Source organism: Ruegeria sp. YKSF070, from assembly GCF_059612725.1.
This window is the reverse complement of sequence record NZ_JBXWRD010000041.1, coordinates 19,362-38,890: the sequence shown is the minus strand read 5'-3', so window position 1 is coordinate 38,890 and position 19,529 is coordinate 19,362. Positions and strand designations below refer to the sequence as shown.

At 63.0% G+C, this 19,529-nt stretch carries 21 protein-coding genes; 3 read left to right on the top strand and 18 right to left on the bottom strand.

Translation table 11 applies throughout. The features are described from left to right. Positions 1-434: hypothetical protein (locus tag AC2FL1_RS17820; protein ID WP_496877819.1), on the top strand; the 434-nt coding region annotated here is incomplete at its 5' end. Between the two features lie 51 nt (positions 435-485). Here AC2FL1_RS17820 and AC2FL1_RS17815 read toward each other — a convergent pair. The 5 genes from AC2FL1_RS17815 to AC2FL1_RS17795 all read right to left on the bottom strand — a co-directional run bounded on the left by AC2FL1_RS17815 (position 486) and on the right by AC2FL1_RS17795 (position 5,161). Beyond that, entirely contained in the window at positions 486-1,670 is a 1,185-nt protein-coding gene (locus AC2FL1_RS17815) for an amino acid aminotransferase (protein WP_234216164.1), read from the bottom strand. Next, entirely contained in the window at positions 1,670-2,524 is an 855-nt protein-coding gene (sseA, locus tag AC2FL1_RS17810; RefSeq protein ID WP_496877818.1) for a 3-mercaptopyruvate sulfurtransferase, read from the bottom strand. Before sseA ends, AC2FL1_RS17815 begins: the two co-directional genes overlap by 1 nt. A 52-nt stretch (positions 2,525-2,576) precedes the next feature. Beyond that, positions 2,577-3,326 carry a C40 family peptidase gene (locus AC2FL1_RS17805; RefSeq protein WP_496828505.1) on the bottom strand — a complete coding sequence of 250 codons (750 nt, stop codon included), beginning with the start codon at positions 3,324-3,326 and terminating at the stop codon, positions 2,577-2,579. Continuing rightward, positions 3,323-4,702, bottom strand: coding sequence for a leucyl aminopeptidase family protein (locus AC2FL1_RS17800; protein WP_496877817.1), 1,380 nt, complete (start codon positions 4,700-4,702; stop codon positions 3,323-3,325). Before AC2FL1_RS17800 ends, AC2FL1_RS17805 begins: the two co-directional genes overlap by 4 nt. A gap of 75 nt (positions 4,703-4,777) precedes the next feature. Beyond that, complete coding sequence (locus AC2FL1_RS17795) at positions 4,778-5,161, bottom strand: hypothetical protein (protein WP_496828509.1); 384 nt, start codon at positions 5,159-5,161, stop codon at positions 4,778-4,780. Positions 5,162-5,319: 158 nt separating this feature from the next. On the opposite strand from AC2FL1_RS17795, the gene AC2FL1_RS17790 reads away from it, so the two are divergent. Further along, positions 5,320-5,970, top strand: a complete 651-nt coding sequence (locus tag AC2FL1_RS17790; RefSeq protein WP_234137057.1) for a carbonic anhydrase — start codon at positions 5,320-5,322, stop codon at positions 5,968-5,970. Between the two features lie 121 nt (positions 5,971-6,091). Here the strand turns inward: AC2FL1_RS17790 and AC2FL1_RS17785 are convergent, their stop codons facing one another. The 4 genes from AC2FL1_RS17785 to AC2FL1_RS17770 all read right to left on the bottom strand — a co-directional run bounded on the left by AC2FL1_RS17785 (position 6,092) and on the right by AC2FL1_RS17770 (position 9,249). Next, positions 6,092-6,283 carry a hypothetical protein gene (locus AC2FL1_RS17785; protein WP_496828511.1) on the bottom strand — a complete coding sequence of 64 codons (192 nt, stop codon included), beginning with the start codon at positions 6,281-6,283 and terminating at the stop codon, positions 6,092-6,094. A gap of 37 nt (positions 6,284-6,320) precedes the next feature. Next, on the bottom strand, positions 6,321-6,500 hold the full coding sequence (locus tag AC2FL1_RS17780) for a hypothetical protein (protein WP_496828513.1): 180 nt from the start codon (positions 6,498-6,500) through the stop codon (positions 6,321-6,323). Positions 6,501-6,970: 470 nt separating this feature from the next. Then, a complete protein-coding gene (locus tag AC2FL1_RS17775) occupies positions 6,971-7,993 on the bottom strand; it encodes an aspartate-semialdehyde dehydrogenase (RefSeq protein WP_496877820.1) in 1,023 nt (340 codons plus the stop codon). A gap of 83 nt (positions 7,994-8,076) precedes the next feature. After that, positions 8,077-9,249, bottom strand: coding sequence for an MFS transporter (locus AC2FL1_RS17770; RefSeq protein ID WP_496877816.1), 1,173 nt, complete (start codon positions 9,247-9,249; stop codon positions 8,077-8,079). 136 nt (positions 9,250-9,385) lie between these two features. Here AC2FL1_RS17770 and AC2FL1_RS17765 point away from each other — a divergent pair, with 136 nt between their 5' ends. After that, positions 9,386-10,531, top strand: coding sequence for a DUF3095 domain-containing protein (locus AC2FL1_RS17765; protein ID WP_496877815.1), 1,146 nt, complete (start codon positions 9,386-9,388; stop codon positions 10,529-10,531). Here AC2FL1_RS17765 and AC2FL1_RS17760 read toward each other — a convergent pair. The 9 genes from AC2FL1_RS17760 to boxB form a co-directional block, all read right to left on the bottom strand. Continuing rightward, a complete protein-coding gene (locus AC2FL1_RS17760) occupies positions 10,528-11,580 on the bottom strand; it encodes a branched-chain amino acid ABC transporter permease (RefSeq protein ID WP_496877814.1) in 1,053 nt (350 codons plus the stop codon). The two genes, AC2FL1_RS17765 and AC2FL1_RS17760, sit on opposite strands and share 4 nt — an antisense overlap. Continuing rightward, a complete protein-coding gene (locus AC2FL1_RS17755; protein WP_496828521.1) occupies positions 11,577-12,608 on the bottom strand; it encodes a branched-chain amino acid ABC transporter permease in 1,032 nt (343 codons plus the stop codon). The genes AC2FL1_RS17760 and AC2FL1_RS17755 overlap by 4 nt, the downstream gene beginning before the upstream one ends. Before the next feature lie 60 nt (positions 12,609-12,668). Then, positions 12,669-13,391, bottom strand: a complete 723-nt coding sequence (locus tag AC2FL1_RS17750) for an ABC transporter ATP-binding protein (protein WP_496828523.1) — start codon at positions 13,389-13,391, stop codon at positions 12,669-12,671. After that, the gene (locus AC2FL1_RS17745) at positions 13,384-14,148 is read right to left on the bottom strand and encodes an ABC transporter ATP-binding protein (RefSeq protein WP_496828525.1); all 765 of its coding nucleotides are present in this window, start codon (positions 14,146-14,148) and stop codon (positions 13,384-13,386) included. Before AC2FL1_RS17745 ends, AC2FL1_RS17750 begins: the two co-directional genes overlap by 8 nt. A 72-nt stretch (positions 14,149-14,220) precedes the next feature. After that, complete coding sequence (locus AC2FL1_RS17740; RefSeq protein WP_496828527.1) at positions 14,221-15,396, bottom strand: substrate-binding domain-containing protein; 1,176 nt, start codon at positions 15,394-15,396, stop codon at positions 14,221-14,223. Between the two features lie 193 nt (positions 15,397-15,589). After that, positions 15,590-16,507: a helix-turn-helix transcriptional regulator gene (locus AC2FL1_RS17735; protein ID WP_496877813.1), complete on the bottom strand. Its 918-nt coding sequence runs from the start codon at positions 16,505-16,507 to the stop codon at positions 15,590-15,592. Between the two features lie 85 nt (positions 16,508-16,592). After that, the gene (gene boxA, locus AC2FL1_RS17730) at positions 16,593-17,777 is read right to left on the bottom strand and encodes a benzoyl-CoA 2,3-epoxidase subunit BoxA (RefSeq protein ID WP_496877812.1); all 1,185 of its coding nucleotides are present in this window, start codon (positions 17,775-17,777) and stop codon (positions 16,593-16,595) included. Next, positions 17,774-17,950 carry a hypothetical protein gene (locus tag AC2FL1_RS17725; RefSeq protein ID WP_496828533.1) on the bottom strand — a complete coding sequence of 59 codons (177 nt, stop codon included), beginning with the start codon at positions 17,948-17,950 and terminating at the stop codon, positions 17,774-17,776. Before AC2FL1_RS17725 ends, boxA begins: the two co-directional genes overlap by 4 nt. 121 nt (positions 17,951-18,071) lie before the next feature. Continuing rightward, a complete protein-coding gene (gene boxB / locus AC2FL1_RS17720; RefSeq protein ID WP_234137044.1) occupies positions 18,072-19,523 on the bottom strand; it encodes a benzoyl-CoA 2,3-epoxidase subunit BoxB in 1,452 nt (483 codons plus the stop codon). Positions 19,524-19,529 lie beyond the last annotated feature (6 nt).

The following is a 19,529-nucleotide window of genomic DNA, read 5'->3' as shown; positions in this document are numbered from 1 at the left end:
TGATCGCCCGTGTCCGGCGCGGACTGCGCGAGCCATGGGCACGGGCACAGGTCATTTCGGGCGGGATGGTGCTGTTTTTCATGACCGAGCACCTGATCGCGCTGGTATTGGCGCGCTGGGTCGATGGGCTGGACACCAATTTCTACTGGCCCGCCTCGGTGATGAGCGGCGCACCCTTCACCTGGTATTTCATCCCCTATTACAGCCTCGGCGTGATTGCCCTGTTCGTGCATCTGGGTTGTGCCCTGCGGCTGATCCTGCTGCGCCGGGGCGCGCGGGGACAGGCCCGCGCGGCGGTTTGGGGCATCGTGCTGGCCGGAGTAACCATCGCCTGGCTGATCGTGGCGATGCTGCTGGGGGCGTTCTACGACATCACGCTGCCGCCCGAATGGCTGGCCTATCTTCGCCAGTTCGTGCCCGGCTTTACCCCCTGAAACGACAAAAGGCCGCCCGTCGGGGCGGCCTTTGCCATTGGGCGCTGGTGCTCAGATCCCGGCGTCGATGATCGCCTTGGCCAGGATCGGTACCGTCTTGGCGTTCAGCCCGGCGATGTTCATCCGGCTGTCGCCCACCATGTAGATACCGAATTCGGTCCGCAGCTTCTCGACCAACTCGGGCGCCGCGCCAATACGCGAGAACATGCCGCGATGCTGCGCGATAAAACCGAACCGGTCCGAGCCGGACAGCCGCTGCAACTCGTCGGCCAATTGCTGGCGCAAGCCCAGCATCGACAGGCGGATTTCCTCAAGCTCGGCCATCCAGTCGGCGCGCAGCGCGTCATCGTTCAGGATGGTGGTCACCACCCGCGCGCCGTGATCGGGCGGGAAGGAGTAGTTCTGACGGTTCAGAAACGCCAGGGTCGCCTGGTTCAGCGCGGTCTGGCCGCTGTCCTGGCTCACCGCCATCAACAGGCCGGTGCGCTCGCGGTAGACACCGAAGTTCTTCGAGCACGACGCCGCGATCAGGCATTCCTTGACCGACGAGGCCACCAACCGGGTACCTTGCGCATCTTCCTCCAGCCCGTCGCCAAAGCCCTGATAAGCAATGTCGATCATCGCCACGAGACCCTTGGCGTTGATCAGCTTCACCACCTCTTGCCACTGGCTCAAGTTCAGGTTGGCGCCGGTCGGGTTGTGGCAGCAGCCATGCAGCAACACCACGTCGCCCGCGCGCGCCTGACCCAGATCGGCCAGCATACCCTCGAAATCGACCCCACGGCTTTCGGCATCGAAATAGCGATAGGGCACCATGGTCATGCCCAGATAATTCAGGATCGAGATATGGTTGGGCCAGGTCGGGTCCGACACGAAAACCCGCGCCTCGGGGCTGGCCATCTTGATCAGTTCGAACGCCTGCCGGCAGGCGCCGGTGCCGCCCGGCGTGGCCGCAGCGCCGACATTGGCGCGTGGCACCGCATCGCCCAGGATCAGCTTGATCATCGCATCCGAATAGGCCGGATCGCCGATCAGCCCGGTATAGGATTTGCTCTCCTGTTGTTCCCACACGATCTTTTCGGCGGCCTTGACGGCGCGCATCACCGGGGTCACGCCCTCGGCGTTCTTGTAGACGCCAACGCCCAGGTCGATCTTGTCGGTGCGCGGATCGTCCTTGTACATCTGCATCAATGCAAGGATCTTGTCCGCAGGCTGCGCCTTGAGGTTTTCGAACATCAGTTCTCTCCAGTTGCGACGGGCAGGGTCGGGAAGGCACCCCATTCAGCCCAGGAGCCGTCATAAAGCGAGTGATCGGTCTTGCCCATGCGCTGAAGCGCCAGGCTGAGAATCGCCGCCGTCACGCCCGAGCCGCAGGTGGTGATCACCGGCTTGGACAGATCGACACCCGCGGCCTCGAACACGGCGCGGCAGTCGGCGGGCGATTTCATCGTACCGTTCTTGGTCAAGAGCGTGGCAAAGGGCACGTTCTTCGACCCCGGGATATGGCCGCCACGCAGACCCGGGCGCGGTTCGGGATCGGTTCCGGCAAAGCGCCCGGCCGAGCGGGCATCGACGATCTCGTGATCATTGAGCTTGGCCGCCGCCGACACTTGCGTGACATCCCGCAACAGGTGGTTCTGGACGCGAACAGTCATGTGCCGGTCACGGATCACCGGTGGCAGGTCCTCGATCGGATGCCCCTCGGCCTGCCATTTCGGCAAGCCACCATCGAGCACGGCGATATTGTCCTGCCCCATCAGCTTGAACAGCCACCAGACGCGCGCCGCCGATTGCAGACCCAGCGAGTCGTAAACCACCACCTGGTGGCCATCGCCAACGCCCATCGCCCGCAGTCGCGACATGAATTTCTCGACCGGCGGCACCATATGCGGCAGGTCCGAGCGGTGGTCCGAGATATCGTCGATGTCAAAAAACCGCGCGCCGGGGATATGGGCGGCATCATATTCGGCCTTGGCGTCACGTCCCAGATGCGGCAGGTGCCAGGACCCGTCGAGAATCCGCAAGTCGGGATCCTTCAGATGGGCGGCGAGCCAGTCGGTGGAAACCAGTGTTTTCGGATCGTCCTGCATAAATGCCTCCCGATTGCGCGCATTCTGTCCCTACCGAACCCGAGACACGGGTTCAAGCGGGGATGGCGGGCCTGCGATGCGCTGTCACTGGCCCTTCGCCCTGCGCGATGATACGCGCGATTGCCGCGGCGGTCGGCTCATAAGCAACCGCCATGTCATTGGCATTGGCGTGCAGGATGCGTTCGGCATCCGCGACCAGCGCCACGTGACCGCTCCAGAACAGCAGATCGCCGCGCCCGGGTTGGGTGCCGGGCGGCATCAGGGTGCCCACAGCGCGTGATTGCGGACCACTGTCACCCGGGCAGGGATGGCCGCAGGCCAGCAGCGCCGCCTGCACCAGCCCCGAACAGTCGATACCCCAGCGGCTGTCGCCACCCCAAAGATAGGGTGTGCCCAGAAACAGCTCGGCCACTGCCACAGGGTCGGTCATCCTCTCTCCAACCGGCATCAGGTGCTGCACCGGGATATGGCCATGCGCCGTTTCAGCGAACCGGCCCGACACCGCGTGCACCGCAACCCGCGACCCGAAGCTGAGCGCCATCAGGTCTGGGCTTTTCAGATCGGCGCGGGCATAGGCGTTGGTCGAGGGCGCGCTGACCCAATGGGTGGGCGCCACATCCGCGCCCAGCGCATCGGCGGGCAGCCAACCCTCGTAGCCGTCCTTGTCGGCGCGGATTCGGGCCCAGATTTCCTGCCGCTCCAGAAGCTCGACCCGCGCGCCCAGCAGAACCTGACGGTCGCGCGGCCCCTCCGGGCTGCGCAACAGGTCAACGACCGGGCGCAGGATGGCATGCGCGCTCACAGGTCCAGCATCCTAGGCAGCGCCGCCAGCAGGGCGCGCGGACCCTGGCCCACGCCGCCCTTGGGACGGCCTGGCGCCTTGGTTGGTTGCCAGCCATAGATGTCGAAATGCATGTAGCGCGCGTCGACAAAGCGGCGCAGGAACAGCGCGGCGGTGATCGACCCGGCGAAACCGCCGCCGGGTGCGTTGTCCAGATCTGCGATGCCCGGCTCGATCATCTCTTCATACGGGGGGTGGAATGGCATTCGCCAGACCGGATCCGCCGCGCCCAGCGCTGCCTCGGCCAAGGCCTGCGCGGCGTTGTCGTCATCGCTGTAGAAGGGCGCCAGATCGGGGCCGACCGCGACCCGCGCGGCACCGGTCAGCGTTGCCATCGAAATAACCAGATCGGGCGCGCCCTCGTCCGCCAGTGCAAGCGCGTCAGCCAGCACCAGCCGCCCCTCGGCATCGGTATTGTTGATCTCGACCGTCAGCCCCTTGCGCGAGGTCAGAATATCGCCTGGTCGCAACGCATTGCCCGACACCGCGTTTTCCACCGCAGGGATCAGCACCCTGAGTTGCACCGGCAGGTCGAGCGCCATGATCATCCGCGCCAGACCCAGCACGTTGGCCGCCCCGCCCATGTCCTTTTTCATCAGGGCCATGCTGTTGCCCGGCTTGAGGTTCAGACCACCGGTATCGAAACAGACCCCCTTGCCCACCAGCGTCAGCTTCGGACCGCTCTCGCCCCGGCGAAGGTCGATCAACCGCGGCGCGCGGGCGGCGGCACGTCCGACCGCATGGATCATCGGGAAATCGTGGCTGAGCAGGTCGTCGCCGACGATCGCGGTGCAGGTCGCGCCAAATTCATCCGCAAGCGCCTCGACCGCCGCTTGCAACCCGTCCGGACCCATATCCTGGGCCGGAGTGTTGATCAGGTCGCGGGTCAGCACCTCGGCAGCAGCCATCGCCTCAATGCGGGTGGCGTCGACCCCGGCGGGGGCCACCAGACGGGCCTTGGCCGGCGACTGACCCTTGTAGCGGTCAAACGCATATCCGGTCATCAGCCAGCCGAAACATTCAGCCTCGGCCTGCGCCTCGGGCAAACCCGAGGCGATGCGCCAGATGCCTTCGGGCAGCTTCTCGGCCGCAGCTGCCAGAACAAAGCGTTTGCGGGCGCGGGTCTGGGCACTGCCATAGCCTGCTAGCGCCATGACGGGCGCACCGGCCTCGCCCGGAATCGGTAGCGCCTGGCCGATGGCGCCGGTAAACCCGCTCGCCTTGACCCAGGCCGCGACGGGCGCCGGTTGATCTTGCAGCCAGCCCTCCAGAGCAGCCTGTTCGATGACATGAAGCGGCAGCGCATCCGCATCGGCGGGGGCGAAACTGAGGGGCATCTGCGACCTTTCCAACATGGTGACAGGTCCAGACTATCGGGCCTGCCGCGACCTGCAAGCCCTCAGATCACAGGGCTAGATCGACAGGTCCTGCTGGTCCCAGACCTCGGTCAGGGATTTCTCGCCCACGCGGATCAGCCGGTAGAGCACAGCGCTGGTGGCGACATAGTCGCCATTGTCAATCGCATCGGTGACCTGACGCGCGACACGAGCGAGCGCCACCATGCCGATCTGTTCGGAAATCGCGATCAGCGACCGGGCGCATTTGCGCAACGCTATCCAATCGTGGTCCCGCCACAGCCTTTCGCAATTGGTCAACCTCACGGCCAATTCCTCGATCGCACGACACACGACATCCTCGGCACCGGCATCTCCCAATTGCCGATACAGCCCGCCCAGCCGATCCGGGTCCAGCCGCACGGATTCGCTTTGCACAAGCGTGATTACTTCAACCACCACATCTCACCCCAAAGTCTTGTGCCCCCACGACACGTTCGACATCCTGTTCCCCGAGAGGTTTTCAAAAGGTTTCTGCTGCGACGGGAAATACCTCGAATTTTCTTTCAAACTGGCCTAAAGGAGGCTGTCACGACAGGTCAGCGACAGGAAAGACAAGAATGAAACTCGCCCGCCCTCTGCCCAACTATCTGGTCCAGCGCTACCACGGCTGGAAGGCGACAACCTATGCCGAGAACCAGGTTTGGTACCGACGCCTCGCGACCGAAGGCCAGCGGCCGCGTGCCATGGTGATCTCATGCTGTGACAGCCGGGTGCATGTGACGTCGATCTTCGGGGCCGATCAGGGAGAGTTCTTTATCCACCGCAATGTCGCCAATCTGGTGCCGCCCTATCTGCCCGATGGCGACCATCACGGCACCAGTGCCGCGGTCGAATATGCCGTAACGGTGCTGAAGGTCGCGCACCTGATCGTGCTGGGCCATTCGCAATGCGGTGGCGTGCGCGGGTGCCTCGACATGTGCAAGGGCCACGCCCCGCAACTGGAAGCAAAAGAGAGCTTTGTCGGGCGCTGGATGGATATCCTCAAGCCAAAATACGATCATGTGGCCAAGATCGAGGACGAGGACGAGCAGGTCCGGCAACTGGAAAAACACGCCGTTGTCGCCTCGTTGGAAAACCTGATGACCTTCCCCTTCATCGCCTCGGCGGTCGACGAAGGCAGCCTGAGTCTGCACGGGCTCTGGACCGATATCGGCGAAGGTGGCTTGCAATGCTACGAACCGGCAGAGGAACGTTTCGTACCCGTCTGAGGCGGCCCGCACACAACTGTTTCGAATGAGCAACCAGTCGCCAACTGGGCCTTTCCGCTCGACACTTTGAAAAGAAAAGGCGCCCGACGGGCGCCTTTTGCTTGTCCATCCGAATTTGGTCTCAGGCGGCGATCCGCTCCTCCTCGACCCGGGACCGCACCGAACTGAAGATCGGTTTGGCCATTTGCCGCGCGCGGTGCGCAAACAGATTGATCACCTCGCTCTCCGTCTCGGCGCCCTGACGGGTCAAGCGCAGATGTTGCAGCGCTGCGATACGGTTCTGGCGGGCTTTCTGGGCAAGATTGGGGGTCATTTCTGTCACTCCTGAAGAATTTGTTGAAAGGTCGGGGTCAGGCGGCGTCGCCGGAGCTGCCCCAGGGGCTCGAAACGAAGAAAACGCCGTTTGCGGTGCGCAGCGCCCGGCCCCGTGCCCGCCAGTCGGCAAGTGACAAGACGTTGTCGGCGTTAGGTTCGACGCCCAAAGCGGGGGTTTGGATGTCGCGACGCGGGAAGGTGATGATGGTTGCCATTTTCGTTTTCCTCTTTGTCCAGAGGCGATACCGCCTTGTTATGTTCGATCCGTTGGGTGGCACCGCGGCAGGGCGGCGCTTCGGACTCTTTACGCTTGGCACAGCTTCGACGGCTCAGGGTGCGGGACACAACCCATCCGGTATCTAACCGATGATGACCAGGTGATGGCGCTTGCCTTGTCCGCCGAAGGTTCGACTTCCTTATGACTTAATGTTTGGCCGCGATTCGGTCGGGAATCGCGCAAGATTGTGTCAAAAAAGTGATAAATCACATTAAAAACAAAAGTTTGTCCGCGATCCGGCCAAAATTGGCCATGAATTAGACAGATTTTGGAGAATTCGGAAACAGGCCCAATCCGGCAGAGAAACCCGCCTTGACTCGACCTTGAGTTGATCTTGTGAACAGAGCAAACAAAAACACCCTCGCCCGATCGGGCGAGAGTGCTGAAAAGAGTCTTGATCGGGCGATGTCAGCCCTTCTTCAGAACCTCACGGCCCAGCAATTCGGCGATCTGAACCGCGTTCAGCGCCGCGCCCTTGCGCAGGTTGTCCGAGACGCACCACAGGTTCAGACCGTTCTCGACGGTCGAATCCTGCCGGATGCGGCTGATGAAGGTGGCGAAATCGCCAACGCATTCCTTGGGCGTGACATAGCCACCGGGCTCGCGCTTGTCGATCACCATGATGCCGGGGCTTTCGCGCAGGATGTCGCGGGCCTCGTCCTCGTCCAGGAATTCCTCGAACTCGATGTTGATCGACTCGGAGTGACCGACGAACACCGGAACCCGCACACAGGTCGCGGTGACCTTGATCGAGGGATCGACGATCTTCTTGGTTTCGGCGACCATCTTCCATTCTTCCTTGGTCGAGCCGTCTTCCATGAAGACGTCGATATGGGGAATGACGTTGAAGGCGATCTCCTTCTGGAACTTCTTCGGCGGCACGTCCGAGGTCGGGTTATAGACCGCCTTGGTCTGTTCCCACAGCTCGTCCATGCCGTCCTTGCCCGCGCCCGACACCGACTGATAGGTCGAGACGACGACGCGCTTGATCTTGGCGCGGTCGTGCAGCGGCTTCAGCGCCACCACCATCTGCGCGGTCGAGCAGTTGGGGTTGGCGATGATGTTCTTCTTGGCATAGCCATGCACCGCCTGCGGGTTGCATTCGGGCACGATCAGCGGGATGTCCGGGTCGTAGCGGTAGAGAGAGCTGTTGTCGATCACCACGCACCCAGCCGCCGCCGCCTTGGGTGCATAGACCTTGGTCGCGTCCGAGCCGATGGCGAACAGCGCCATGTCCCAACCGGTGAAATCAAAAGTGTCCAGATCCTGGGTCTTGATAGTCTTGTCGCCAAAGCTGACTTCGGTGCCCAGGGATTTACGGCTTGCCAGCGCGGCAATCTCATCCACGGGGAACTGGCGCTCGGCCAGGATGTTCAGCATTTCGCGGCCCACATTGCCCGTGGCGCCAGCGACGACGACGCGATAACCCATTTTCTTGTTTCTCCAGATATACCCGGTCGCCATGACCGGCGGCGGTTCCATACAGGGAAAGTGGCGGCGAGGAAAGGCCTCTGTCAGGCCAGACTGTCGCGGCTGAACAGATAGATCACCAGACCAACCGCCATCGAGACCGCGAAAAAGGTCACGATCGCCGCATAGGGCGCGGCCGGGCCGGCGGCGGCATAGCTTTCGTGCAGGCGCCCGGTGACGAATTGCATCAACCCGACACCGCCGATGCCAAAGAGGTTGAGAAGCGTCACACCCCGCCCAACCAGATGTGCGGGGATAAAGGCGCGGCCATGCGCCATGATCACCGGGAACGAGGCGCCAAGAAAGCCGATTGCCGCCATCAGCGCGACCGAGGACCAGACCCCAAGGTCGATCCATAGAACCAGCAGAACCAGCGCCAGCGCGCCGCCCAGATTGCCTCCGAACACCACCCATTTCCGAGAGCCGAGAACCCGATCGAGCGGACCATAGGCAAAGGTACCGGCAATCATCGCCGCACCCATGATCAACGTCGCCTGCCCGATCTGGCCGGTGTCCAGGTCAAACACGTCGCGCAGGTAGGGTCCTGCCCAAAGCCCGCGCAGCGCCGCCGAGGGCGCATAGGCCACAAGCATCAGCGGCAGGATGGTCCACAAGAGCGGCTGTTTGAGCAGATCGAGCAGCGAGCCTTTGGTGTCGTGCTGCACCATCTCGGGGTCACGCACCGAGACCCAGATGCCCACTGCCACCGCGGCCGAAATCGCCGCCAGCCCGGCCAGCGTTGCGCGCCAGCCCATCAACTCGACCGCCAGCGCGGTTGGGTAAGACGCCACCAGATTGCCCACCGACCCGACACCCAGCATCACGGCAGCCAGTGTGGCAAAGCGCGCGGGCGGGTATTCGCGCGCAAAGATGAAATACGAGGCCATCAGAACCGGTGAACAGCCGATCCCGATCAGGACCATCGCCGCGCTGATATGTAGGGGAGCCGTGGCCAGGGCAAACAATGCAGCGCCACCACCGCCACCCACCATCAGCAGCGCAGCTGCCGTTCGGCGCGGGCCGATCCGGTCCAGCGCCCAGCCCACCGGGATCTGCATCGCGGCGAAGGTCAGAAACCACAGGCCCGAGGCAAAGGCCAGATCGTCGGGCTGCGCGCCAATATCACGGGCCAGATCGGCGGTCAGCACCGCCAGAAAGGCACGAAAGAACTGGCTGAGCACATAGGCCAGACACAGAATGATCAGACCGGCCTGCATGTGCTTTCCTCCGACATGAACGTGTTGGAGATGGTTGCCATGTTATCGGACCGCGCACAAGCGCGCCCAACATGCCGCAAGGCTCTGGATTTCGCCGTCAAGCTGCTATGTAGAATGGTATTGTTATGAGGGTCACATGGTTGACGATCCGGATTCGTTTTATGCTTCCCTACGCCCGGTGATGGATTTCCCCGAGCTTTCCGAGCCTTCACGGTTCACGCCCCTTCCCGATGATTGGTTTCTTGGTACCGCCGATATAGTCGACAGCACCGGAGAGATCGCGCGCGGGCGCTACAAGACCGTGAACATGGTGGGCGCGGCGGTGATCTCGGCCATGATCAACGCAATGGGCGACCTGCGCTTTCCCTATGTGTTTGGCGGCGACGGCGCCGGTTTCGCGGTGCCAGGTGACAAGGCCGAGCAAGTGCGCGCGGTACTGGCTGATCTGCGCCGCTGGGCGGAAGAGGAGTTCGGTATCGCCTTGCGGGCTGCCCTGATTCCGGTGGCCGAGATTCGCATGGCCCGTCGCGATGTGCGAGTAGCACGCTACGCAGCCTCGCCGGGGGTCGATTACGCCATGTTCTCGGGCCGCGGGCTGGCCTGGGCCGAGGCGAGAATGAAAGCCGGGGAGTTCGCTGTCGATCCGGCCCCACCCGGCGCACAGCCTGATCTGACCGGCCTTTCCTGTCGCTGGTCCAATATGCGCGCCCAGAACGGACAGATCGTCTCTCTTGTGGTACATCCGACCGACAGGGCAAGCGAGCGCGACTTTGCCGATCTGGCCCGGCGCGTCGTCATCACCGCCGATGGGCTGGAGAGAGGTGGCCACCCGGTCCCTCCGGGTGGTCCGGGCGTGACCTGGCCGCCGCCGGGCCTGTCGCTCGATGCACATGTTTCGCGCGAGGGCCGCAATCTGGGCCTGCACAAGCTGAAGCTCCTGGGCCAGAACCTGCTGATCTGGCTGTTGTTCCGTACCGGTCTGCGGCTGGGCGACTTCCAGCCCGATCACTATGCGCGCATGGTCAGCCGCAACGCCGATTTCCGCAAGTTCGATGACGGGCTGAAGATGACCCTCGACTGCGACAACGAGACCCGCGCGCGGATAGAGACGATCCTGGAAGAGGCCCGCCAACGCGGCAAGATCCGCTATGGTTTGTTTGCCCAGGACGAGGCGATGATGACCTGTTTCGTGCCTTCGGCCATGCGCGACGACCATGTGCATTTCATCGACGGGGCGGCGGGCGGATATGCCGCCGCCGCCGAGCGAATCCGCCGCGCCTAACCGCGCCGCAGCCGGCCCACCACTCCAGTGGGAAAGAAATAGACACTGAGGATGAACAGAACCCCCAGCCACAAGAGCCAGCGGTCGGCATCCAAGAGCTGCGGCAGGACCGGAACCCCTTCGACCAGAGACCCGGCAACGCCCATCAGGTTTTGCAGATAGTTCTGCGCCAAGACCAGCAGCGTTGCCCCGATCACCGCGCCATACATGGTGCCCATGCCACCGATCACCACCATCAGCAGGATGTCGATCATGATCTCCATGCTCAGCGTGGTATCCGGCCCCACATAGCGCAGCCAGATCGCATAGAGGCTGCCCGCCAGCGCCGCCACCGCCGCCGAAAGGCAGGTCGCCGCGACCCGGTAATAGACCACGCGATAGCCGATCGCCTCGGCGCGAAAATCATTCTCGCGGATGGCCTGCAACACCCGCCCAAAGGGTGAGTTCACCACCCGCAGCATCAGCAGGAACAGGATCAGACTGCCAATGAACACGACGTAATAGGACAACAGCTTGCCGTTCAGCTTCACCCCGAACAGTTCGTCCCCGAACTTGAAGGCAGGACCCAGCGCGCGCGGCGTCTTGAAAGTCAGCCCATCCTCGCCCCCGGTCAGGCCCGACAGCTGGCTGACCAGCACCGCCACCGCCGAGGCCACCGCCAGCGTGATCATGGCAAAGAAGATTGCCCGCACCCGCAGGCTGAAGAGACCAATAACAAAGGCAAGCGCCGCCGCGAGCAATGCACCCGCGCCCGCGCCGACAAGGATCGCATCGAAGCCCCGCCCCATATGGGTCAGGGCCAGCGCGACCCCATAGGCACCAATGCCAAAGAACATGGTATGGGCGAAACTGACGATGCCGCCATAGCCCAAGAGCAGATCGTAGCTGGCCACCAGCACGATGAACACGCAGATCCGCGCCGCCGTATCGACGGTGCGCACGCCGGGAAACAGGAACGGCGCCAGCGCCAGACAAACGAGAATCAACCCCAGAATCAGGGCCAGCACCGATGAGCGGGGCATGTCGCCCGAAAGAACCGCTTTGATCATTTTGCCTTCACCACCGGGATCATGCCCATCGGGCGCCACATCAGGATCGCAACCATCAGGCCGATATTGGAAATCAGCGCCACCTTGGGTTCCAGGAACGCGACATAGTTCTGCATCAGCCCCACCAGCAGGGCACCGATGAAACAGCCCTCGACACTGCCCAGCCCGCCGATGATGACGACGATAAAGATCAGGATCATCGCCTGATTGCCCATATGTGCACTCACGACCTCCTGATAGAGGCCCCACATGACGCCCCCCAGCCCGGCCAGCGCGGATCCGGCAATGAAGACGCCGACAAAGACCAGCCGCAGCCGATAGCCCAGCGCCTGCACCATCTCGCCATTCTCGACGCCCGCGCGCACGATCAGCCCGATCTTGGTGCGCCTCAGCGTCCAGCGCATGGCAGCAAAGACCACAAGGCCCAGACCCACCGCCACCAACCGGTATTTTTCCAGCGCGGCGCCGGCAAACGTGATCGCGCCCTTCAGCGCCTCGGGGCGCGAGATGTAAATCTCCTCGGGCCCCCACAGAACGATGATCAGCTGCTCGACCACGATCAGCCCGCCCATTGTGACCAGGATCTGCTTCAGGTGATGACCATAGACCGGCTCGACGATGACCTTTTCAAAGGCCCAGCCCATGGCGCCTGTGGCCAGCATCGCGCCGATCACCGCCAGCCCCATGGCTGCAAGGTTCAGCGTCAGAGAGGGCGCGCCGGTCATGCCGCCCAAGAGCAAGAGGACTGATACACCGACAAAGGCGCCCACCGAGACAAAGGCGCCATGGCCGAAGTTGATAACGTCCATCAGGCCAAACACCAGTGTCAGACCCGAGGCCATGAGAAAGATCATCATCCCCATAGCCAACCCCGACACCGTCAGCGTCAGCCAGGACGAAGTGTTCGGGATCGCCAGCAAACCGGCCACGACCAGCAGCGGCACCAGCAGCACCGGCATCCAGGGCGCCAGCCGCTGCGCCAGCGACAGCCGCGCCATCGTAGGCGCGTGTTCGGGGGCCATGCTCATGACGGAGCTCCTGCTTCTTTCTGGTCAAAAATACTCATCTCCAACCTCTTCCCGCGCATCTCAATGGGCTTCCATGCTCAGACCCATCAACCGCTCTTGCAGGGCGGCATCGGTGGCCAGTTCGCGCATTTCGCCAGACCAGATGATGCGCCCGTCATCCATCACGCAGGCGCTGTCGCCAAGCGCCCGCGCGACCGAGAAATTCTGTTCCACCAGCAGGATCGAGGCGCCCTGCGCCTTTAGCTCACGCAGCGCGCGGGCCATGGTCGACACGATGGCGGGCGCCAACCCCTTGGTGGGCTCGTCGATCAGGTAGAGCCTGCGCTCCTCGACCATCGCGCGCGCGATCGACAGCATCTGTTTCTGCCCACCCGACAGGTTGCCCGCCTCGGACCTCCAGAAGGTTTTCAGCGGCGGAAAGGCCTGGAACACCCAGTCGAGCCGCGCGCTGTCGATGGGGCCGGACACGGCGGCCAGCACCATGTTTTCCTCGACCGTGAGATTGGCAAAGATACCCATATCCTCGGGCACAAACCCGACACCGGCCCGCGCGATGGCGGGTGTCGGCATCCGGGTGATATCCTGCCCGTCCAGCAAGATCCGGCCCTGATGCGCGCGCCAGTGGCCGATGATGGATCGCAGCGTGGTAGTCTTGCCCACCCCGTTGCGCCCCAGGAGCATGGTCACCGCGCCACGCGGCACCTCAAGGTCAACACCTTGCAGGATATGATACTGGGCAATGTTGGTATAGACGCCCTCCAGCCGCAGGATCGGATCAGACATCTTCCAGCTCCCGGCCCATATAGGCCTCTTGCACCACGTCCGAGGCCATCACCGTGGCCGGGTCGCCATCGGCGGCCAGCGCGCCGTTGTGCAACACGATGATGCGATCAGCCAGCGTGCGGATCACGTCCATCTTGTGTTCGACCAGCAGGATGGTCCGGTCGCGCTGCTCTTTCAACTCGGCAATCAGGTCCAGCACCACGGGCGCCTCGTCGACGCTCATGCCCGCCGTGGGTTCGTCGAACATGTAGACGGCGGGGTCGAGCGCGATCAGCAGCGCGACCTCCAGTTTGCGCTGGTTGCCGTGGCTCAGCTCCGAAACCACCTGATCGCGGTTCGCGATCAGCCGCACCCGCGTAAGGATCGCCTCGGCAGCCTCGGTCAGCTCCGCGTGTCGGCTGGCCATCGACCACAGGTTCATGCCTTGCCCCGCCTTGGACTGGACCACCAGGCGCACGTTTTCCAGCACGCTGAGATTTGGAAACAGGTTGGTCAGCTGAAACGCGCGCCCGATCCCGGCGCGGGTGCGTTGGGACACCGACTGCCCCGAGATATCGCGCCCGCGCAGCAGGACGCGGCCCGCGCTGGCAGGGATCTGGCCCGAGATCAGGTTGAAATAAGTGGTCTTGCCGGCACCGTTCGGACCCACGATCGCGGTGAGCTCCCCGGTGTGAAAGGCGCAGGAAACCGCGTCCACGGCCACATGGCCGCCGAACCGCACGGTCAGCCCCTCGGTCGCAAGGATGGGGGATGTCATGGCTTTGTCTTCCGCTTGCAAAAAGGCCGGTCCCGGCGCGTCATGCGCCACGGGACCGGCCAGGTCGGGGAGTTAGTTGTTGCGGATCGGGATCGGCAGATCGTCGATCGTCAGTTCACGCACCAGTTCCGGGATGGCCCATTCGACATTCGGGTCCACCTTGATCTTGAAGTGATACATGGATTGCAGCGCCTGGTGATCCTCGGGGCGGAACATCATCTTGCCCTTGGGTGTCTCCCATTCCATGCCTTCCATGGCCGAGATCAGCGCCTCGGTATCGGTGCCACCGGCCTTCTTGATGGCCTCGACCACGGCGATACCTGCCGCCATGCCGCCCGCGGTGAAGAAGTCAGGCGGGGTGCCGAAACGGTCCTGATGGGTCTTGACCAGCCAGTCGTTCACAGGGTTCTGCGGGATCTCGTAGTAGTAATAGGTCGCGCCCTGCATGCCCGGGAAATCCTTGTAGGCCGCCATTGCCGCCAGGATGTTGCCGCCGGTCGCGATCTCGATGCCGAAACGGCTGGGGTCCATCGCCTGGATCTTGCCCATCGGATTGCCGCCACCGGCCCAGATGATGAACAGGCGCTTTTCGCCTTCCAGATCCTTCATCGCGTTAAAGATACGCTCGGCTGCGGCGGTAAAGTCGGTGGTATCGGTCGGCACGTATTCCTCGTGCACGATGCCGGAGCCTGCACCTTCCAGCGCCTCCTTGAACGCGGCGATACCATCACGGCCAAAGGCATAGTCCTGCGCCAGCGTTGCGATATGCACGTTCTCGCCCGCCAGCGCGATGGCGTTCGACACCGCGTCCTGACTGCTGTTGCGCCCAGTGCGGAAGATATAGCGGTTCCAGTTGGCCCCGGTGATCGAATCCGCCACCGCCGGTTCGACGATCAGCACCTTTTCGTATTCCTCGGCCACCGGCAGCATCGCCAGCGCCACGCCCGAGCTGACCGGGCCCACGGCCAGGTCAACCTCATCATCGCCATAGGCCTCTTCCAACAGGGCCTTGCCGTTTTCAGGCTTCAGCTGGGTGTCCTTCTCGATCACGACGATTTTCTCTCCGTCGATCTCCATGGTGCCGCCAGTGGCATATTCCAGCCCCAACATCAGCCCGTCATGGGACTGTTTTGCATAGGCCTCGAAAGGGCCTGTCTTGCCATAGACATGGGCGATCTTGATGTCGGCGGCCGCGGCGGATGCCAGCGCCAGAATCGACACCGTTCCTGCGCAAAGAATGCGTTTCACGTCTCTCCTCCCCGATATGCGCCATGGGTTGCGGCGCGTCTTAGTCTGAACCGCCTCAGGCTAAGGTCGCAACGCTACAACGGTCAATTATGAGGAAATACGTATCCCGCACCGCCCCGTCCTCTTGCTGAAAAAAATCCCCGCCGGAGGCCAAGATTTTTCGACGAAAAATCTTGGGGCGCGTGGCGCTCGGTCAGTTCAGATAACCGCGCTCGCGCACGAGGCGGGTGAGTTGGACCAGCGAGGCCTCGACGCTCTGCCCTGAGGTGTCGATCTGCGCCTCTGCCTTGCCGTAAAGCGCCTCACGGCTGGTCAGGATCGAGCGTAACTCTTCCATCGCCTCTGGATTGCCCGCCATCGGCCGTTCGTCCCCCTGGGCGCGAACCCGTTCCATATGCTCCACCGGCGAAGCGCGCAGCCAGATCGTGTGAAAATGCGCCAGCAGGGTCTTGTAGGTCTCAGGCTCGGCCACGATACCGCCCGCCACCGCCAGCACCAGCGCGTCATGGGTGGCCACGATCCGTGCCACCGCCTGCGCCTCTAGCTTGCGGTATCCTTCTTGCCCGTAAAGCGCCATGACCTCGGCCACCGGCATCCCTGCCTGATCCTCGATCTCGCCGTTGAGTTCCACAAAAGGCAGGCCCAGCGCCGCGCCCAACCGCTGACCCAAGGTCGATTTGCCAGCCCCACGCAACCCCACCAGGCAGATACGCCCAGCCCTCGCCTCAAGCGAGGGTGCGGGGCTCAGCAACCGCAGAACCTCGGCCTGGGTTTCCATCCCCGCAACCCGATAGAGATCGGCCACCCGCATCGCGTCCGAGGACCAGGGATCATCCTCGCCCACCAGCCATTCGATACGGTGATCGAGCGCAGTTGCCACCCGCTGCAACAGCCCGATCGAGATATTGCCCTCGCCCGCTTCGAGCTGTGCCAGATAGCGCGGCGACACGCCCGAGATCTCGGACAGCACCCGGCGCGGAATACCGCGCCGTTGCCGCGCCGCGCGCACCCGCTCGCCCACCCGCGCGATCAGGGCCGCCACCTCGGCCTCGGCCTGGTCACGCGCGCTGTTGGGCATGGTTTCGCCCCGGAAATTGGTGATCTCGGTCATGCGGCCCGCAGGGTTTGTGCAAAATAGTGCGCAATCTTAGGACAGCCCAGCCCTTGGTGCAATCCGCTCTCTGCTCGGGACCGGATCAATAGGTTTCGACGTGATAGCGCCCTTCATCGCGCATCCGGTCGCGCAGGCCGGTCCAGTCGATGCCCCGTGCGCGGGCGATATCCTTGAACGCCTCCTCCACACCCTGTTCCATCGCCTTGAGACCGCAGACATAGATATGGGTCAGGGGATCGGCCAGCAACTCTCCCATCCGGTCCGCCTCGGCCCGCAACTGGTCCTGAACATAGTGCTTGGGCGCGCCATCCTGGCGGGAAAAGGCGAAATGCTTGGCCATGAACTGTTCGGGCACCTTGGCGAGCGGCCCGAAATACGGCAACTCCTGCGGTCTGCGCGCCCCAAAGACCAGAGTCAGGCTGTTGCTCAGCTTGGGATTTTCGCGCTGCCGCCGCATGGTAAAGGCCCGGAAGGGCGCCGAGCCGGTGCCGGTGCAGATCATCAGCAGATGCGCCGCCGGATCCGACGGCATCAGGAAAGTGGCGCCAAAGGGTCCGGTGACCCGCACGGTGTCGCCGGGCTTCAGATCGCACACATGGTTCGAGCAGATCCCGTGCGGTTCGCGCTTCACCGTCAGCGACAGGTTGTTGAAATTCGGCCGCTCGCCGTCGCGCGGGCTAGAGACCGAGTACAGCCGGGGCAGATGCGGGTTGCCCGCCTCATCGGTGCCTGGCGGAATGATACCGATGCTCTGCCCTTCGAGCACCGGAAAGGGCTGGCCGCCAAAATCCAGGATGATGTGGCGCACATCGCTGTCACTGCTTTCGGCGGTCAGGCGGTAATTGCCGGTCACCCGCGCCTCGGCCGGTTTGCCCAGCGTATAGAGGTTAATCGTCGGTTTCGAGGCCGTCACAGGGGCGCGCGATTTGCCGCCCGCCCCCTTGTGCGCCTCGGCCAGAAGGGCCGCCATGGCATCGTCCAGCGCCTCAAGCCCCGCCTCGTCGCCCGCCACGTCCTCCTGAGGCGGCAGGTCCATCCAGCCGTATTGCTCCTCCAGCGAATAGGGCGTGTCCACCACCCGCCAGTTGTCAATCGATCCGGTCGGACAAACCGGGATGCAATCCATGCAGAAATTGCATTTGGCGACATCCACCACGACATTCATGTCGTCATGTTCGATGGCCTGCTCGGGGCAGGTCATTTCGCAGGTGTAGCAGCGGATACAGATTTCGGGGTCGATCAGGTGCTGCTTGAGCGGCTGGTTCATGAGGTCTCGCGTTTCCTGGTCAGGACGAGGTCGGGCACCACAAGCGTGTCGATCAGCGCCTTGCACAGGCCTACGCAATCGGAACAGCCGACGCAGGGTCCATGCAAGGTGGATATCTGCCCCGAGAGAGCGTGCAGCCGCGGCGTTTCGGGTTTCGAACGGTCGATCTGCATGGTCGGTTCCTCGTGTTGTCCGATCAGGCCGGTTTAAGCCAACAGGAGAGTCACCCCTTCCGTCAATCCGTGGGCGGGTCACAAAATGTTACCGCCCACCGGGCCCGGCCCCTGTCCGGCATTAAGCCATGTGAAGTTTCACATATTCGAAGTCGCCCGGACGGTTGTCGATTCCCACCTTGGGTGGGGCGATCCAGCGGGCGTATTGACCCGGCTCATAGCAGGGCTTCATCAGCGACTGGATGAAATCGCCATCCGCGTGCGTAGGCAACCATTTCGGCAGGCCAGCGTCGTATTCGGCCCCCGAGACGGGCTGCCCCGACGGGTCGAAATGCTTGTCGGCAAAGACGCCGATCTTGCGATGGAATGCCTCGTGCGGCAGCGAGAGTTCGAAATCGACGCCGTGTTTCTCGATGATCTTGTTCCAGCGTCCAACGCCGCCTGCGGCGTCCTTGGTATAGTCGTCGCGCAAGCGCATGTTGATCGCGGTCAGCGCCGGTACCTGCTTCTGTACTGCCTTGCCATCCTCGAAATCCCACACGGTATAGGTATCCTGCTGCAACTGGTGGTCATCGCTCAGCCGGCTTTCCATGTAACGACCCTTGATGCCCGCATTGAACGCATTAGCGGCATTGGTCGACACTTCCTGCCCGAACAGGTCCAGCGACAGCGTGTAATGCAGGTTCAGCTTCTTCTGGATCAGCGGCAGGTCGATCACCCCCAGGTCGCGGATGCGGCCGGTGTCATAAGGGTCGTCGATGCCGTTTTCCTTCATCACCTGACAGGTGCGCTCGATGGTGCGGCCCACGCCGGTTTCACCCACGAACATGTGGTGCGCCTCTTCGGTCAGCATGAAGCGGCAGGTGCGGCTGAGCGGATCGAAGCCGGATTGCGCCAGACTTTCCAGCTGCATCTTGCCGTCGCGGTCGGTGAAATAGGTGAACATGAAGAAGGACAGCCAATCCGGCGTCTCCTCGTTGAAGGCACCCAGCATACGGGGGGCTTCCTCACTCCCCGACTGGCGGCGCAACAGATCATCGGCCTCTTCGCGCCCGTCACGGCCGAAATACTTGTGCAGCAGGTAGACCATCGCCCAGAGGTGGCGGCCCTCTTCCACGTTCACCTGGAACAGGTTGCGCATGTCGTAGAGCGAGGGTGCGGTCAATGCCAGCAGGCGCTGCTGTTCGACCGAGGCCGGTTCGGTATCGCCCTGAATGACGATCAGACGCTTGAGCAGGTTGCGGTACTCACCGGGCACCTCTTGCCAGGCGGGTTGCCCGTAATGCTCGCCACACGGGATGGTGCGGTTCTCGACCTGCGGTGCCAGCAGCACGCCCCAGCGGTATTCCGGCATCTTCACATAGTCGAACTTGGCCCAGCCCTTGGGGTCGACGCTGACTGCGGTGCGCAGATAGACCAGCGATTCCTGGAAATTCTGCGGGATCAGGTCATTCCACCAGTTGATGTAGCCGGGGTGCCATTTCTCCAGCGCCTTCAGCACCTTCTTGTCCTGGCTCAGACCCACATTGTTCGGGATCTGGGTGTCGTAACTTACGTTGATCAGATCAAGCATCGCTTT

Excerpts from the sequence above, each read along its gene's own strand:
- AC2FL1_RS17755 (WP_496828521.1), bottom strand. The coding sequence starts at position 12,608 with ATGAGCATGGCCCCCGAACACGCGCCTACGATGGCGCGGCTGTCGCTG.
- AC2FL1_RS17815 (WP_234216164.1), bottom strand. The coding sequence starts at position 1,670 with ATGTTCGAAAACCTCAAGGCGCAGCCTGCGGACAAGATCCTTGCATTG.
- sseA (WP_496877818.1), bottom strand. The coding sequence starts at position 2,524 with ATGCAGGACGATCCGAAAACACTGGTTTCCACCGACTGGCTCGCCGCC.
- AC2FL1_RS17765 (WP_496877815.1), top strand. The coding sequence starts at position 9,386 with ATGGTTGACGATCCGGATTCGTTTTATGCTTCCCTACGCCCGGTGATG.
- AC2FL1_RS17790 (WP_234137057.1), top strand. The coding sequence starts at position 5,320 with ATGAAACTCGCCCGCCCTCTGCCCAACTATCTGGTCCAGCGCTACCAC.
- AC2FL1_RS17800 (WP_496877817.1), bottom strand. The coding sequence starts at position 4,702 with ATGCCCCTCAGTTTCGCCCCCGCCGATGCGGATGCGCTGCCGCTTCAT.
- boxB (WP_234137044.1), bottom strand. The coding sequence starts at position 19,523 with ATGCTTGATCTGATCAACGTAAGTTACGACACCCAGATCCCGAACAAT.
- AC2FL1_RS17760 (WP_496877814.1), bottom strand. The coding sequence starts at position 11,580 with ATGATCAAAGCGGTTCTTTCGGGCGACATGCCCCGCTCATCGGTGCTG.
- boxA (WP_496877812.1), bottom strand. The coding sequence starts at position 17,777 with ATGAACCAGCCGCTCAAGCAGCACCTGATCGACCCCGAAATCTGTATC.
- AC2FL1_RS17745 (WP_496828525.1), bottom strand. The coding sequence starts at position 14,148 with ATGACATCCCCCATCCTTGCGACCGAGGGGCTGACCGTGCGGTTCGGC.
- AC2FL1_RS17735 (WP_496877813.1), bottom strand. The coding sequence starts at position 16,507 with ATGACCGAGATCACCAATTTCCGGGGCGAAACCATGCCCAACAGCGCG.
- AC2FL1_RS17725 (WP_496828533.1), bottom strand. The coding sequence starts at position 17,950 with ATGCAGATCGACCGTTCGAAACCCGAAACGCCGCGGCTGCACGCTCTC.
- AC2FL1_RS17780 (WP_496828513.1), bottom strand. The coding sequence starts at position 6,500 with ATGGCAACCATCATCACCTTCCCGCGTCGCGACATCCAAACCCCCGCT.
- AC2FL1_RS17785 (WP_496828511.1), bottom strand. The coding sequence starts at position 6,283 with ATGACCCCCAATCTTGCCCAGAAAGCCCGCCAGAACCGTATCGCAGCG.
- AC2FL1_RS17770 (WP_496877816.1), bottom strand. The coding sequence starts at position 9,249 with ATGCAGGCCGGTCTGATCATTCTGTGTCTGGCCTATGTGCTCAGCCAG.
- AC2FL1_RS17750 (WP_496828523.1), bottom strand. The coding sequence starts at position 13,391 with ATGTCTGATCCGATCCTGCGGCTGGAGGGCGTCTATACCAACATTGCC.
- AC2FL1_RS17775 (WP_496877820.1), bottom strand. The coding sequence starts at position 7,993 with ATGGGTTATCGCGTCGTCGTCGCTGGCGCCACGGGCAATGTGGGCCGC.